Consider the following 15,109-nt stretch of genomic DNA (forward strand, 5'->3'; position numbering starts at 1 on the left):
GGTCAGACAAGTTGAAGCGGCAGCATCCTCAGCGGGACGGCATCGCCGCGCTGCGCCGTGACGACAACGCGGTGTGCGCCCATCGCGTGCTGCTTCTGCGTTTTCCAGAGCTGCTCGGCGCGTGCAAGCATGTCGGGCGCGTCGCGCGTCAAGGTCTCGAAGTCTTCGCGCGTCATCAGCTCGGGCAGAAGAAAGCGCGGCGCGGTGAGCATCGTCAATGGAACGACCACCGGGTCGGGCGCGTCCATCGTCGTCAGCCATGGAATCTCCAGAAGGAAGTCGTCCTGCGGGAGCGGCCATTCATCATCGAACACTCGCGCCAGCTTCTGCAATACTAGGTTGGCGATCCTGATCCCTGGCGCATCGTCGCCGTTCACCAACTGCCAATGCGCGAGCGTGTCCTTCAGTCGAGTCCACTCTTGCGGCGTCGTCGGGCGGGTGAGCTTCATGGCGGCGACCGAGGCCGCCGGCAGCGCCTCGTAGAAGCCCGTCTCGTCGTCCGCAACGCCGACGCCGTCATGCTCGATGTCACGCCAGTAGTCCACGGCAGTCTCCAGGGCGTCCCCTCCGAGTGCCTCGAGAAGGCGCGACAGCCACGCGATTGACCAGCCGCCGGGTGCTCGAAGCGCGCCGTCCGCATCGTGTTCGACGCCCGGGAAATCGACGTTGCCGAAAGTCGAACGAAGTGGTCGACCCAGCGGTGACAGCGTCACCTTCAGTGCGCGGTCGGCATCGGCGACGGTCATCTCGCACGTGAGTTGCCAATCGCGCGAGATCGGCAGGATGCGGAAGAAATCGCCCTTGCTGACTTCTTCGCGAACGATCCGTGCGATCGGCGTCACGGATTCGCGCGGCTCACCCGGCCGCGCCGGCGCAATGAGGTCGATCTGGTAGGAGACGCCGGGATCGGGCACCGTCGCAATGTCGCCCTCCCAGAGGCTCGCCGTGATGTCGTCGGTCGTGTCGCGGTAGCGCAGCAGCGGGATCGCCAACGTGATGGCGGCGTGCGGGGTGGGGTCGAGCGTCTCCAGGCCCACGTCTGTTTCGCCGCTCGCATCGACGACCGTGCGGCCACGCCAGGGGTGATCCTTGACGAGCGACTGTGTCTTCGTCTTGCGGTCGATCAGTACGAGACGCGATGCGGCTTGCGGGAGATATCCCACGGCTGGGACGGAGACCTCGGTGCCCGAAGCCGCGGCAACGACGGCCACGTTGCGGTACCAGTGTGGCTGGAAGCTCACGAGGCGCAGGCGCGTGCGCTCGAACGGCAGCAGGGGATCGGCGAGCGTATCGAGCTCTTCGGCGCTGGCCTGGTCGTCCCCCACGTTGGCCTGCACGCGCACGGGCGGCTCCGCTGGCACCTTGCCCAGGATTGCTTCGCACCAGCCAGGGTCGACCAGCATGCTCACTTGCGTGTACAGCTCGCCCGCATGCGAGAGATTGCGCTGGGCGGGAACATTGGCGCGCGCGAGCCGCCGCTCGGGGTGATGCGGCAGAAGGAGCGCCGCGCTCAGGCCTGCATCGCTGCCCAGGCGGAGCGCACCCGGCGGTTCGTCCTCGCCCCGACGAACCTCGATGAGGTCCTTGCCTTGTTTCCACCAAACCCGGTCGCCGATGCGACCGAGGGATATCAGCGCCGGTGGCACGACGGGCGCCGTGCGCGCGACCGTGCCGATCACGTACGGAGGCGAGACCGCCGCCACGGCGACGCCGGCCGGGCTCGCCTGCTGCGCTTGCACTGCGTACCCTGCCGTCTCGAGGACGGCCCGGTAACGCCATTGCGGCCGCACGACATAGGCGAACTGGTGCGCGTATCCGTCCGCCTCCGGCAGGGTCACCGTGGCTCGTCCGTAGACATCGGGAGCGACCAGGACCGGTTGCGTCGACTCCGTCGCCGCATAGGCATAGGTGACCTGACCGTCCGAGGGTGCGGCGGAAGAATGTTCGAAGAAGCGCTGGTTGTAGTTGAGCCAGGCGGTTGCGAACGCCTTCTCCTGCTTGGCCTTCTCGACGTCATCTTCGAATTTGATGCTGTTCGACAGCAGCAGCCAGAAGCGCTTGAATTGCCCGTCGACTTCATCGTCGTCCGCGCCCCAGCCGGCCACTGGAAAGCGTCCGAACGCATCGCCGGCCTCATCCCCGCACACTCCCGGGGCCAGGTCCTCGCCGTCGAGTCCGCTCAGGGTGTTCGTGTACCGCATGAACACGATGCACTCGCCCTTCGCTGTGCGGGATTGCCACGACGAGTCCTTCACCAGCTTGTCCAGGTCGGCCGTGCTGGCGATCGGCGTCGCGGCGCTGTCCTCGGGGCGCATGGCGTCGCACTGGACCGGGTCTCCGACCCCGGTCACCGCGCCCGGAACGAAGGCCTTCACGCGGTAGGCGTATCGCTTCTTGATGCGCGGGCGCACCGAGATGTGCAGCATCGAAAGCGATGCGTCTTGCAACCAAGGGCCCTCGTCCTCGTAATTAGGAAACCCGTCCGCGCCGGGGCGCGCCGCGAATGGCTCGACGCGCAGCAACTGCCCCGGCCGAAGCAACCAGTCGACAGTGAGGTGCCGGAGCGCATCCGCATGCGTCTCCTCGTGCCGAAGCTCGTTCACGGCCTTCGTGAACTGGGCGCGCAACCCCCGGTGATCGAGGTACGTGTCGCTCAAAGGATCGAACAGCCGCAGCGTCACGCCAAGCCCCAGGCGGTCGAGCATCAGCCAGCCGAAGGGATCGAGCTTGTCGTCGGTGGCTGCGCGGAACTCGTCGGCCGTCTTCGCCTTGAGCACGGGCGGTGGGCGCCGGTCGGCATCGAGAAGCACCTCCTTGTCCGCCGCGCCGTACCGGCGCATGCGCACGATGATCGATTCGAGCAAAGGATGCAGGCAGCGGTCGTAGTCCAGCGCAACCTCCGGACTCGCCAACTCGACCTGCTTGACTGCCTTTTCCGTTTTCTGGACGAAGTACGCGGTCAACTTCAAGCGCCACCGGCGCAGACTGCTCGCTGGAATGCCCCGGCCGCCCTTATTCTGCAGGGGGACCGCCTCGAGGCGGCGCAATGCCTCGCGCAGCGTCCCGGCGGCCTTTTCGACCTCTCCGCTGAACACGAGCCGGGGCCCCTCATGGGTTTCTGTGAGTTCCCATGCCCCTGCACCTGACTTCAGCGCAAAACGCCACGTCAGAGGGATGATTTTCAGGTCGTTGTCTTCGGGCGCGGGCTCCCTGAACATGCACAGCCCGATGGCCTGGGGCACCCCCTTGAGCATGAGCGCACTCAACAGGTCGCTCGAAGGTTCCGGCAGCACTTCGACGCGCGGGCCGAGGGGTGGCCACTCGATGAACGACTCGGCCGCTGAGTACCAGGTGCCGCCGGCGCGCCTGCGTGCTGCGATGCTGGGGTACCCCTAGGTCACCGAACTTCTTCTTCCACGTGTAGTAGGTCGCTTCGGACACGCCGATCTGGCGGCACACATCGACTACCGGCGTGCCCGACTCGGCCAACCGCAGCGCGTAGGCGATCTGCTCCTCGCTGAATCTCGATCTCTTCATCGCTTCTCCTTCCTGCCCTCACGGGCCGGCCGAAAAAGCCACCTTACCTCCAGTTTTGAAAAGTCCGGAATTAGGGGGAGACGTCAGACACTGGATGACTAAGCAGGGTCATTCAGAGTTAGTTCAGGCGGTGCGACCACCCTCCAACGCCGGCCCGGAGTCCCTCTCCTCTTCTCCCTCCAAGTCAGGGCTGCTTTTGAACCCACTTCGTGCGGGTTCTTTCTGGGTTGAGAACTAAGGTGTGTATTTGTTCCTTCGAGACCTGCGGTCTTTTAGACACAATTGTTTACATGAGCCGATCTACCGACACCCAGACCTTCAGCAGCTTCGTAGCACTCAATCGCGCAGACCTCACGCATCAGCGAGAGGAAAAGCGCAGTCCCTGGATCAGCAAATTCGTAATCGCGGGCGTCTTTCTCGTCGTGGCATTGCGCCTGATAGTGGGATGAGCGCTGAGAGCAGGCGGGCCGGTCTTGGATGTGATTCAGGATGCCTCAAGCTCACGAGCGGAACAGAGTCGGGGACATGGAGACGCACCGCAACATCAGCATCTTTGAGCTGCACTCGCTCATGCTGGACATGCGGCGAAGCGATGCGGGTTTGGACGACGCGATCGCCCAGCTGGCAACGTGGATGGATCTGGCACGAGATCACCTCACTGAGGACGACTGGAAGGTCCTAGGGGAGATTGGCGCTGTGCTCTATCGGGAGGCTATCCGCCGGAAGGCGCGGAAGGCTGCCTCCTAGCCATCGAATGCCTCAAGCTCCACTCCGGAGCATAGTGCCCGGCATGAATCAAACGAAGGTGATGCTGGGAGCGGCAATCAAGGTGGCATCGAGCACGGTGCCGCTCTTGAGCATCAGTCCCTTGGCCGCCAGCGTGGCGTTGACCGTGGCCAGGATTTGTGGGCCCAAGTCGTGCGCCTCGAGCAGATGGCGAAAGCGCAGGATGCTCACGCGGTCGGGAATGCGTTCGACGTTGCCCAGCCCGGCAAAGTCGCGGTAGAGAGAGACTTCAAACAGTGCCTCCTCCATGGCCAGGTCGCTCAAGCCAAACCATTGCTGCAAAAAGTGAATGCGCAGCATCGTCTCCACAGCAAACGGCGGTCGGCCCGTGGACTTCTTGGGTGCGTGCACGGCACTCAACGCCACCAAATCGCGCCACGGGACCACCCGCTCCATCTCATCGAGAAACACCGCCTTGCGCGTGCGTCGCGTGCTCAGATTGAGGCCGAGGTCTTGCTGCTTCATACCGATATTGTCTTGTCTGCTCATGCCGTCACCGCACATGGCGGGGCAGTGTTTTGAACACCATCCCTAAGTTCCTACATGTTTGTTCGCCGCCCTGAACACCGCCACCGGCGAAGTCCTTGGCATGACCGCCCCGCGCCACACCAGCGGGCAGTTCGTCAGCTTCCTCGGCGACGTGGTCGGCACTCAGCCGCAAGGCCGCGAGATCCACGTCATCTGCGACAACGTCAGCAGCCACAAGACCGAGCTGGTCGAAGCCTTCCTGGCTGAACACGAGAACGTACGGATCCACTACACGCCCACCTACTCGTCGTGGCTCAACCAGGTCGAGAACTGGTTCTCGCGCATCCAGCGTGACGTCATCAGCCGCGGCATCTTCACCTCGCTCAAGGATCTGGACAAGAAGCTCATGCGATACATCCGTCAGCACAACAAGGACCCCAAGCCGCTGAAGTGGAAGTACGACAATCCCCAACGCCGACATCACCAATTCTTCTGAGTTCAGTCGACTAGTGAAACTCAACAACTAGATCGGTACCCGCCAGCGACTTGAACTGCTCGATCGCGATGTGGATGGTCGCGCCGATGCCCGCGAAGGCCTTGGGTTTGCGCATCGCGCCCGCCGGACTCCTGCAGGCCATTCAGCTGGGCCCCATCTGGCGGTGCTTGGCACGGCACTGGGCGCGAATGTATTCCGGCAAGTTGCAGAAAAGCGGAATTCGTCAGCCCCCTCGCCCGCAACCTGCCTATGCGGGCGTGACCCTGGCGCCCAGCCGCGCAAGGATGTCATGCGCGCAGTTCTCGAGCATGGAAACCGACTGGCCCACGTCAGTCAGCGAGTAGCGCGCCTTCGACATGATGAAGCCCAGCGACGCGACGACACGGTGCTCGTTGCTCACGAGCGGGATCGCGATGCCGACCAGATCCGGATCGAGTTCGGCGATGGTGACGGCGTACCCATCGCGGCGGATCTTCTTGATGCGCTCGAGCAGAGCGTCCCAATCGGGGGCGCCCTCCTCGGCCTCATGGAGCTTGCGCAGGCGCTGGCGCGGCAGGGCAGAAAGCAACCCCAGCGAGGTTGCGCCGCGGAAGAGGGGCATGCGCCGGCCGCGACTGTAGCTGGCGCTGATGGGCTCCGAGCCGGTTTCGTGGTGGATCGTCACGATGTGCCCCGCATATTCGGTGGCCAGCACCACGTCGCAACCGGTCGTGGCCGCCAGCTTGCCCATGGGCGAACGGGCCGCGCCGATCAGCGGGTCGCCCACGCGCAACTGGTAGTCCAACTCGATGATGCGGGGGCCGAGCACGAAGGTCGCACCGCTGTCACCGCGCAGGAGGCCCGCGTCGCTGAGCTCGCGCACGTAGCGATAGACGGTCGCCAGCGTGTAGCCCAGCTTCTCGGCCATCTCTTCCGCCGTCCAGGCCCGCTTGTCGCCCGAAAAGAGATCGAGAACGGCAAGCATTCGATTCAGGCTGGACACGTGGCGGAGTTCCTAAGGTTTGGATGCGGCTCGGGCAAGGCAAGCCGCCGGGTTCGGCAAGTGCCGGATTCTCACTGAATTAAGCGTCCGCCATCAATGACGAGGTCTGCGCCCGTGATCATCTTCGCGTCGGGCGAAGCCAGGAAGGCCACGGCGGCCGCGACGTCCTCGGCCTCCACGATCTGGTTCATCGGATTCATCGCGCGGACCGCGGCCTTGGCCTTTTCCTCGGTGCCGAACTGGTCGATGAGCTTGCGCTCGATCAGCGGCGTCCAGACGTACCCCGGGTGCACAGCGTTCACCCGCACGTTGTAGCCGTTGCGTGCGGCACTGATGGCCGCCTGCTGCGTCATGTTGCGAACGGCGGCCTTGGACGATCCGTAGGTGCCGCCCTCCTTCGAACCCACATAGCCGGCAATCGAACCCATGTTGACGATGGCGCCGCCACGCCCCTGCGGCGCCTTCATCACCCGCATGGCCGCTTGAATGCCCAGCAGGCTGCCGTCGACGTTGATCCTGAAGACACGGCGCCATTCGTCGAGGTCGATGGCATCGAAGGCGACGGATTGCGTGGACACCACGCCGGCGTTGTTCACCAGCACGTCCAGGCGCCCGTGCGTCTTCAGGACATGGTCCACCGCCGCCGTCCAGCTGGCGGCATCGCTGACATCGAGCGCGACCACATCGGGGCGCGGCACCTCGGGAAAGACCTCGGCGATCTTCGAGGCACTGTCCTGCGCAAGGTCGCCCAGCACGACGCAAGCTCCTTCGGAGATCAGCCGGCGGGCAATGGCCATGCCCATGGCGCCGAGGCCGCCGGAAATGAGCGCCACCTGGTTTTCAAAACGGTTCATGTCTTGCCTCTTGTCGATCGGTCAGTCTGCTTGCATGCCCGCTTCGTGCATGACTTTGGTCCAACGGTTGATCTCGCTGTCGATGTAGGCGCCGAAGGCCTTCGATGAGGAGGTCTGGATGATCACGCCCTGCTCCGTGAACTTCGCGGCAATGGCTGGCGAATGCATCGCGTCGTTGATGACGTTCTGGAGCCGCTCCACGATTTGCGGCGGCGTGCCGGCCTTCACTGCCACGCCCCACCAGAAGGTAGGAACGATGGCTTCATAGCCCAGTTCCTTGAGCGTCGGCACCTGCGGGAACTGCGTCGATCGCTGCGGGGAACCAATGGCCAGTGCGCGCACTTTGCCGCTCTTGACGAAAGCTCCACTGGTCGGCACCGCGTCGTACATGAAGTCCACCTGGCCGCTCATGACATCGGCAAGGCCGGGCATGGACCCGCGATAGGCGGCGTGCGCCATGGTCGCGCCGATCTGCTTGGACAGCAGCGTGCCGAACAGCTGCCCGCCCGTGCCGACGCCCTGCGAGGCATAGGTCAGTCCGCCCGGCTTCGTGCGCGCGCCATTCACCAACTCTTCAAAGGTCTTGTAGGGGCTGCTGGTGGGCACCACCACCAGCGCCGGCGAGACGACCAGCTGCGTCACCGCCTGCAGGTCCTTGCGCGGGTCGTAGGAGAGCTTCTTGAACAGACCCACGTTGGTGGCAAGAGAGGGCACGTCGCCAACGAGTACGGCGTAGCCGTCGGCAGGCTGCTGCTTGATGAAGTTCACGGCGATCTGCGCGGCGCCGCCCGGGCGGTTGTCGACCACCACGGGCTGCTTGAGTACGTCGCTCATGTACACGCCCACCTCTCGGGCGAGCTGGTCGGTCAGGCCACCGGCGGCATACGGCACCACCAGGGTGATGGGCTTGGTCGGGTAGTTCTGCGCCTGCGCAAGGCTGGCGGCGAGCGCGATGGTCGCGGCAAGGATGCGACGGATCATGGAATTCATGTGAGTCTCCTGGTTCTAGTCAAGGTAATGGGATAGCAGCGAGGTGCGCTTACTCGGCGCGCACGCCGTTGCGCAGCACGCCGATGGCGTCGACCTCGATCTCCACCACGTCGCCGGCCTTCATCCATACCGGCGGATTGCGCTTGGCGCCCACGCCGCCGGGCGTGCCGGTGACGATCACGTCGCCGGGTTCGAGCGGCGTGAAGGCCGAGATGTGCGCGATCTGGGCCGGGATGCTGTGGATCATCTTGTCGGTGGTGGTGCGCTGCATCTCCTGGCCGTTGAGGCGCGTGACCAGCGTCATGACCTTGTCGTCGGCGATCACGTCGCGCGTGACCATCCAGGGGCCGAAGCCGCCGGTGCGCCAGAAGTTCTTGCCCGCCGTCCATTGCGTGGTGGCGGTCTGCCAGTCGCGGATGCTGCCGTCGTTGTAGCAGGCGTAGCCGGCGATGTGCTCCCAGGCATCGGCCTGCGAGATGCGCCGCCCGCCTTTGCCGATGACGATGGCGATCTCGCCCTCGTAGTCGAGCCGGCCCGACTCGGGCGGCAGCACGATGTCTTGCCCGTGCGCCACCTGCGAGTCGGCCACACGCAGGAAGAGAGCGGGCTTCTCGGTGACTTCGCGGCCGGTCTCGCGAACATGCTCGCCGTAGTTCAGGCCCACGCAAACGATCTTGCCGGGATTGGGAATGACGGGCAGCAGCTCCAGATCCGACAAGGGCAGCGTGGCTGCCTGCGACTTGGCAAAGGAGTCCGCTTCCTGCAGCAAGTCCGCTGCGATCAGCGCGCGAAGGTCGGCGGCACGGCCGGCGAAATGCGGACCCAGGTCCAGGACCTTGCCATCGGTGGCGGCTCCGAAGGTGGGCTTGCCATGGAGCAGGAAGGAAATCAGTTTCACAAGAGAAGCCTTTATGTTGATGAGATGGAAAGCGGCCCGCGCTCAAGCAGCTTGGTCGGCGCGCATGCGCTCGGCGATCTGCGCCTGCCACTCGGCGCGTGGCATGAATTTGGGGAAACGCCGGGCGATGGCCTCGGCCTGCGCCATCAGTTCTTCGTCGGAGCGCGCGAAGTCGATGGGTTCTCGAAGCGGCTGGTCGCAATACCAGGGTGTGTCCATGAAGATCTCCAGCCGGTATCCCTCGGGATCGCGGCAGTAGATGGAGATCGCGTTGCCGTGGGTCACCAGCGCGACGTCGACTGCGCCGGCCTGGATCAGTCGCGCATGGAAGCGGCGCAGCTGCGCGAGGTCGGGCACACGGAAGGACACCTGGTTGACTGGGTTGAACGTCAAGTCCGCCGGCCGGCCGCTGGCAAGTACAAGTTGATGGTGCTCTGCCGGATCGCGGCTCAGGAAGACGAGCTGGACGCTGCCCAGGTCACCCTCGTCGGTCACGGTGAACTGCAGCGCCTCCCTGTAGAAGCGCGTCATGGCAGCCAGGTCGCTGACGAACAAGCCCAGATGGCTGAACGTCAAATCCGTCGATCGCGTCTGTTGGTGCATGTCAATTTTCGCAATATGTGCAAAACATATGCGATTATAGGCACCAGCATCCGCAGGAATTTATGTTTTTGCAAAATAAGCAAAAACAAAGATCTCTATCGCCCAGTAATCAGCCCGTTGCCCCGCCTCCTACGGCAACCGGAGCGCAGAAACCTTCACAACGCGCAGCGCCAGTGCCAACACGGCCGACTCGGTTGCCAGCACAACAACGGCCATCCAGCCCCATTGGAAGGAGTCGCCCCGAACCCGTCTGGCGAGACCGCGACACCCGAAGACAAGGCCTCATTGCGCGGCTTGGACGCCCTGGCGGACGAACTCGCCGCGGCGGACCGCGGGCTGATCATGGTGATGGGCAAGGGCGGCGTCGGCAAGACCACCGTGGCCGCCGCGTTGGCCCTTGGCCTGATCCAACGCGGCAAGTCTGTTCACCTGAGCACGACTGATCCAGCGGCTCATCTTTCGGCAACGCTGGAAGGCGAGGTGGCGGGCTTGCGTGTGGACCGCATCGACCCAAAAGCCGAAACCCAGCGCTATGTCGACAAGATCATGGCGACCAGGTCGCCCGGTCTCGATGCACAGCAGCAAGCCCTCTTGCTCGAAGACCTCCGGTCGCCGTGCACCGAAGAAGTGGCCGTCTTCCATGCCTTCTCGCGCATCGTCGGCGAAGCGCGAACCGCCTTCGTGGTGCTGGACACCGCGCCGACCGGACATTCCCTGCTGCTGATGGATGCCACAGGCGCCTACCACCGGCAGATGATGCGTGAGTTCGAAGGACATGGCAGCGCACGTGTCGTCACGCCCCTGATGAGGCTGCAAGATGCCGCGTACACCAGGATCATCCTGGTGACGCTGCCCGAAGTGACGCCGGTCTCGCAAGCTGCTGCCCTGCAAGATGACCTGCGCCGCTCCGGCATCGAACCCTATGCGTGGGTCCTCAACAAGAGCGTTCTGGCGGCGGGAACGCAAGACCCGCTGCTTGCTGCGCGGCTCACCGGCGAACGCAAGCAGATGGAGCGCCTGTCCGGCGGGTTAACCAGACGGATCTTCACGCTGGCCTGGCTGACTCGGCCGCCGATCGGATTTGCCGAGCTGTCCAGACTGACAGCCAAGAGAGAGCGTGCAGCAGTCGCGCGCACCCAGATCCCCACCCTTGCCAACGGAGGGCAATCATGTACGGATTCACCACCACGCTGATCGACACATCGTTCGACGAAGCGCTATCAAGGACGATTGCTGCGCTGAAGGCTGAAGGATTCGGCGTACTGAGCGACATCGATGTGCAACATGCCATGAAAGAAAAACTCGGGAAGGATATGGCGCCGTATCGAATCCTGGGCGCGTGCAACCCACCATTGGCGCACCAGGCCCTTCAGGCTGTGCCCGACATCGGCCTGCTCCTGCCGTGCAACGTGATCGTACGCGAGGAGGCGCGCGGTCGGGTGGTGGTCGGCTTCCTCGATCCGCAGGTCATGGTCAACTTGGTCGGCGATCCCGCGGTCAAGGCTGTCGCCGACGAAGCTGAGAAACGGCTGCGCCGAGTCTGTCTGAGCCTCGGCGGCAGTGGGACGAATGCGGCGTGACGCACTAAGCGGGTCGACGTTCCGGGCGGTTGAGTTGGGTCGAAGCCTCAGGCGTCCTGGACAGGCTGCCCACGCATGCGGCCAGCCGCATCGATGACTTGTTGCCGCATCGCTGGAAGCCGGACGCATACCAAAGGGATCACGCTTGCGCACCGCTCGGCGACGGTAGTGAGGTTGAACTGCGATCAGGCGACCCTCAGCTTCGAAGGCTTCGGAAAGTGATATTCGGGATTCTCGAGGGTGAGGGGGCCATGAGGCCGCATTCGACGCCGTTGCGAACCATTTTGACAAAGTGGCCGGCGCCATTGGGGCCGCAGTGCAGGAAGCCCTGCTCGGCTGGCGTCGGGTCGCCCGAACCAGCAACATGTGATTGAAATCCGAGGACGTGGCGCGGGAAGCGCCCGGCACCTTCAAGACGTCGAGGCTGCCGAAGCGGGCCGTTCTCCCTTTTTGCTCGTTTCCTCGATGTTCCGCTGCGGCAGCGAGAGCACCCGCGCAGTGTTGACGAGCGCCATGTGGGTCAGCGCCTGTGGGAAGTTGCCCAACATGCGGTGCGTACGTGGATCGAGTTCCTCTGACAGGAGGCCCAGGTCGTTGCGTAACGCCAGCAGTTGCTCAAACAGCGCCACTGCCTCTTCGCGTCGCCCGGTCAGCGCGAGGCAGTCAGCGAGCCAGAACGAGCATGGCAAAAACACACCTTCGCCAGGCGGAAGTTCATCGACGCCGCTGGCAGTCTGGTATCGCAGCACCAGACCGCCCACCTGCAGCTCTCGCTGAATCGCTTCAATCGTCGTTCGCACCCGTAAATCCTCCGGCGGCAGGAAACCCACGAGCGGAATCAGTAAAAGGCTGGCGTCGAGTTCGGCGCTGCCATAGTGCTGGACGAAGCTGTTGCGCCGCACGTTGAAGCCTTGTTCGCAGACCTGCGCGTGAATGGAATCGCGCGTGCGTCGCCATGCATCGACCGGCCCTTGCAGGCTGTAGCGCTCGGCGTCCTTGACGGCGCGGTCGAAGGCGACCCAGGCCATCACCTTCGAATGCGTAAACTGCCTCCTCGGGCCCCGGACTTCCCATATTCCCTCGTCCGGATCACGCCAATGCGTTTCCAGGAAGGAGAGCAGCGCGCGCTGGATCTGCCAGGCATGCGGCCGGGGTGTCTGACCGTCAGCGCGCGCGAGGTGCAATGTGTCCATTACTTCGCCGTAAACGTCGAGCTGGAACTGCCTGGCCGCTTCATTGCCGACGCGCACAGGCGCTGCGCCAAGATAGCCGGGCAGCCAGGTCAGCTCGGTCTCGTCGATTCGGCGTTCTCCGGTGACGCTGTAGAGGATCTGCATGTCGGCCGGACTTCCGGCCACGGCACGCAGCAGCCAGTCCTGCCAGGCGAACGCTTCGGCGCTATAGCCGGCGAGCAGCAGCGCGTTAAGTGTGAAGGTGGAGTCGCGCAGCCAGCAGTAGCGATAGTCCCAGTTGCGTACGCCGCCGGGCTGCTCGGGCAAGGACGTGGTTGGCGCGGCGACGATGCCCCCGGTGGGTTCGTAGGTCAGGGCCTTCAACGTGATCAAGGAGCGCAGCACTTGCGTGTGCCAGCGCCCCTGGTCGATGCAGCGCTCGGACCATTCGAGCCAACGGCGCTCGGTATCGCGCAGGGCCTGCTCGCCATCGGCCGGCGCCTGCGCCGGCTCGTGCGACGGCCTGTAGTTGAGGACGAAGGGAATGCGCTCGCCCGCAGCAACCTCGAAGCCGGCCATCGTTTTCATGTGCTCGCCGCGGGTGGACACCCGAGTGTGCAATTCCAGCGTGTCAGGCCCGCCCGTCGCGAGCAGTGTCCCATCCGTCTTTCGAACCCAGGGGACAACCGATCCGTAGTCGAAGCGAATGACAAGCTCCATCTGCATGCGAACTCGGCCCCGCAGGCCCTCGACGATGCGCACCACATCCCAGCGCTCGTCGGACAGCGGCATGAGGTCGATCACGCGCACCACCCCTTCCTCGGTGTCGAAGTCTGTTTCCAGGATCAACGTCCCGTCCCGATAGCGACGGCGCACCTGACGAAGGCCATCGCAGGGCGCAATCAACCAGCGTCCATGTTCGGGGCTGCCCAACAGGGCTGCGAAGCAGGCACCCGAATCGAAGCGAGGCAGGCACAGCCAGTCAATCGAACCGTTGCGGCCGACCAGGGCCGCGGTGTGACAGTCGCCGATCAGCGCGTAGTCCTCGATGGGCAACGGCATCGCGTCAGCCCACCGGCACGGGGTTGTGCCAACCGCCGTCGGCTGCGATGAAATGGTTCGCGGCCGGCGGACCCCAGCTGCCCGGCGCATAGTCGATCGAGCGAGGATGGTCTATCAAAACCGGATCCACGACCGCCCAGGCAGCCTCGACAGCGCTCTCGCGGGTGAACAGTGCGCCGTCGCCTTCCATCGCATCGCCGAGCAGTCGCTCGTAGGGACTCTGTGCATCCGGCTCCTCTTCAAGCAGTCGAAATTCGCGCTGGTCACCGGCGAACTCTTTGCCAGCGCGCTTGACCCGAGCTCCCAATGCAATCATCGAGCTCGGCGAAAGATGAAAGCGCAAGTAGTTCGCGTCCTCCCGCACCGCTGAGTCGGCAAACAGGTTCTGTGGCGGCCGCTTGAGGCGAACCAGTACTTCGCACGCCGTTGCGGATAGCATCTTCCCTGATCGTAGATACCATGGCACGCCATCCCAGCGCCAGGAGTCGATATGGAGGCGAACGGCGCAGTAGGTCTCGACATCGGAATCGGGCGCAACCTGCGGCTCGCTGCGATACCCCGCGTATTGGCCGCGGACGATGTTGTCCGGTGTCAAAGGCCGCATCGCGTCGAAAACATCGGCCTTATGGCGATGGACGGCTTCGAAGTCCCGCTTGGCGGGGGGCTCCATTGCAAGCAATGCGACGATTTGGAACAAGTGGTTCTGCACCACGTCACGTAGGCACCCGGCACTCTCGTAGAAGGCGCCCCGGCCCTCGACGCCGAATTGCTCGGCCAGCGTGATCTGGACGCTCGCGACGTACTGTCGATTCCAGATCGGTTCGAGAAAGGAATTGGCGAAGCGGAAGTACAGGATGTTCATGACCGCCTCCTTGCCGAGAAAGTGATCGATCCTGAAGATGGCGTCTTCCGGAAACACCTTCCTCGCGACGCGGTTGAGGTCACGGGCAGAGGCGAGGTCGCGGCCGAACGGCTTTTCGACGACCACACGCGCATTCGAAGCAAGTCCAGCCGCGCCGAGGCTCCCGATGACGGTGGGAAAGAGCGCCGGCGGTATCGCCAAGTAGTACGCCGGGCGCTCGATGGCACCCAGCGTCTGCCTGAGCCTGGTAAACGTGTCGGAGTCGTTGTAGTCCCCACTCACGAACCGCAACTGCGAGAGTAGTCGCTCCAGGGCGATCGCGTCGTCAGCGCCGTGATCGCGATCGATGCTGGACCGCGCATACGCGCGAAACCGGTCCAGGCTCCATGCCGACGACGCTACGCCGATCACCGGCACCGTCAATGCGCCGCGCCTGCACAGCGCATACAACGCTGGAAAGATCATCTTGTGCGCCAGGTCGCCGGTTGCGCCGAACACCACGAGCGCGTCCGACGAAACGGCCGGTTGCGAAGAGATTCCGCTCATATCAAACCCTTAACTGTGGATCTGTAGGCTAGTGGCGCAACTGACGGATACTCCCGCTGCGTTCGAGCGGCTCGCGCTGAAGGCCGTTCATGCTTTTAGTCAGAGAACTCGGAAGCCGGTTGGCCGCGGCCAAAGCGAACTTGCGTTCGCCAAACTGCAGCATCCCTGATCGTTCCCGACTTGCGCAACAGAACCACGTAGGCCGCCGCCCATTCTTCGTAGGGGCGCTTTCCTTGTTCTGGCACACGCGGATGATCAGGGCACTCATGACTG

Annotated in this window: 10 protein-coding genes and 4 pseudogenes; 4 read left to right on the forward strand and 10 right to left on the reverse strand. The window is 64.0% G+C overall.

Translation table 11 applies throughout. The features are described 5' to 3' along the window. Positions 1 to 2 precede the first annotated feature (2 nt). Together WKW77_RS24880 and WKW77_RS35040 are read right to left on the reverse strand one after the other, a co-directional pair. Positions 3 to 3,266 carry a hypothetical protein gene (locus WKW77_RS24880; protein ID WP_422823268.1) on the reverse strand — a complete coding sequence of 1,088 codons (3,264 nt, stop codon included), beginning with the start codon at positions 3,264 to 3,266 and terminating at the stop codon, positions 3 to 5. A 109-nt stretch (positions 3,267 to 3,375) separates the two neighbouring features. After that, positions 3,376 to 3,537, reverse strand: a pseudogene (locus tag WKW77_RS35040) (transposase); the annotation flags it as partial. A gap of 525 nt (positions 3,538 to 4,062) precedes the next feature. On the opposite strand from WKW77_RS35040, the gene WKW77_RS24890 reads away from it, so the two are divergent. Next, on the forward strand, positions 4,063 to 4,284 hold the full coding sequence (locus WKW77_RS24890) for a hypothetical protein (protein WP_340359574.1): 222 nt from the start codon (positions 4,063 to 4,065) through the stop codon (positions 4,282 to 4,284). 57 nt (positions 4,285 to 4,341) lie between these two features. Here WKW77_RS24890 and WKW77_RS24895 read toward each other — a convergent pair. Next, positions 4,342 to 4,788, reverse strand: a pseudogene (locus WKW77_RS24895) (transposase); the annotation flags it as partial. An 82-nt stretch (positions 4,789 to 4,870) separates the two neighbouring features. Here WKW77_RS24895 and WKW77_RS24900 point away from each other — a divergent pair. Next, positions 4,871 to 5,287 (forward strand): annotated as a pseudogene (locus WKW77_RS24900) (IS630 family transposase); the annotation flags it as partial. Positions 5,288 to 5,534: 247 nt separating this feature from the next. Here the strand turns inward: WKW77_RS24900 and WKW77_RS24905 are convergent. From WKW77_RS24905 to WKW77_RS24925, 5 genes are all read right to left on the reverse strand, one after another. Further along, positions 5,535 to 6,269 (reverse strand): IclR family transcriptional regulator, encoded by a 735-nt coding sequence (locus tag WKW77_RS24905; RefSeq protein WP_340359575.1) that lies wholly within the window; start codon positions 6,267 to 6,269, stop codon positions 5,535 to 5,537. A gap of 71 nt (positions 6,270 to 6,340) precedes the next feature. Further along, positions 6,341 to 7,123, reverse strand: a complete 783-nt coding sequence (locus tag WKW77_RS24910) for an SDR family NAD(P)-dependent oxidoreductase (RefSeq protein ID WP_340359576.1) — start codon at positions 7,121 to 7,123, stop codon at positions 6,341 to 6,343. A gap of 21 nt (positions 7,124 to 7,144) precedes the next feature. Further along, a complete protein-coding gene (locus WKW77_RS24915) occupies positions 7,145 to 8,113 on the reverse strand; it encodes a Bug family tripartite tricarboxylate transporter substrate binding protein (protein WP_340359577.1) in 969 nt (322 codons plus the stop codon). A gap of 49 nt (positions 8,114 to 8,162) precedes the next feature. Continuing rightward, positions 8,163 to 9,011: a fumarylacetoacetate hydrolase family protein gene (locus WKW77_RS24920; RefSeq protein ID WP_340359578.1), complete on the reverse strand. Its 849-nt coding sequence runs from the start codon at positions 9,009 to 9,011 to the stop codon at positions 8,163 to 8,165. Between the two features lie 42 nt (positions 9,012 to 9,053). After that, positions 9,054 to 9,614 (reverse strand): VOC family protein, encoded by a 561-nt coding sequence (locus WKW77_RS24925; RefSeq protein WP_340359579.1) that lies wholly within the window; start codon positions 9,612 to 9,614, stop codon positions 9,054 to 9,056. A gap of 294 nt (positions 9,615 to 9,908) precedes the next feature. On the opposite strand from WKW77_RS24925, the pseudogene WKW77_RS24930 reads away from it, so the two are divergent. Beyond that, positions 9,909 to 10,808 (forward strand): annotated as a pseudogene (locus tag WKW77_RS24930) (ArsA-related P-loop ATPase); the annotation flags it as partial. Next, positions 10,784 to 11,194, forward strand: coding sequence for a DUF302 domain-containing protein (locus WKW77_RS24935; RefSeq protein WP_340359580.1), 411 nt, complete (start codon positions 10,784 to 10,786; stop codon positions 11,192 to 11,194). The pseudogene WKW77_RS24930 and the gene WKW77_RS24935, both read left to right, overlap by 25 nt. Before the next feature lie 410 nt (positions 11,195 to 11,604). Here the strand turns inward: WKW77_RS24935 and WKW77_RS24940 are convergent, their stop codons facing one another. Continuing rightward, positions 11,605 to 13,428 carry a glycoside hydrolase family 15 protein gene (locus tag WKW77_RS24940; protein ID WP_340359581.1) on the reverse strand — a complete coding sequence of 608 codons (1,824 nt, stop codon included), beginning with the start codon at positions 13,426 to 13,428 and terminating at the stop codon, positions 11,605 to 11,607. A gap of 4 nt (positions 13,429 to 13,432) precedes the next feature. Further along, positions 13,433 to 14,836 carry a glucose-6-phosphate dehydrogenase gene (gene zwf, locus WKW77_RS24945; RefSeq protein WP_340359582.1) on the reverse strand — a complete coding sequence of 468 codons (1,404 nt, stop codon included), beginning with the start codon at positions 14,834 to 14,836 and terminating at the stop codon, positions 13,433 to 13,435. Between the last annotated feature and the right edge of the window lie 273 nt (positions 14,837 to 15,109).

The organism is Variovorax ureilyticus (assembly GCF_037889935.1).
GTDB lineage: Bacteria > Pseudomonadota > Gammaproteobacteria > Burkholderiales > Burkholderiaceae_C > Variovorax > Variovorax ureilyticus.

Excerpts from the sequence above, each read along its gene's own strand:
- WKW77_RS24890 (WP_340359574.1), top strand. The coding sequence starts at position 4,063 with ATGGAGACGCACCGCAACATCAGCATCTTTGAGCTGCACTCGCTCATG.
- WKW77_RS24910 (WP_340359576.1), bottom strand. The coding sequence starts at position 7,123 with ATGAACCGTTTTGAAAACCAGGTGGCGCTCATTTCCGGCGGCCTCGGC.
- WKW77_RS24915 (WP_340359577.1), bottom strand. The coding sequence starts at position 8,113 with ATGAATTCCATGATCCGTCGCATCCTTGCCGCGACCATCGCGCTCGCC.
- WKW77_RS24925 (WP_340359579.1), bottom strand. The coding sequence starts at position 9,614 with ATGCACCAACAGACGCGATCGACGGATTTGACGTTCAGCCATCTGGGC.
- WKW77_RS24935 (WP_340359580.1), top strand. The coding sequence starts at position 10,784 with ATGTACGGATTCACCACCACGCTGATCGACACATCGTTCGACGAAGCG.
- WKW77_RS24940 (WP_340359581.1), bottom strand. The coding sequence starts at position 13,428 with ATGCCGTTGCCCATCGAGGACTACGCGCTGATCGGCGACTGTCACACC.
- zwf (WP_340359582.1), bottom strand. The coding sequence starts at position 14,836 with ATGAGCGGAATCTCTTCGCAACCGGCCGTTTCGTCGGACGCGCTCGTG.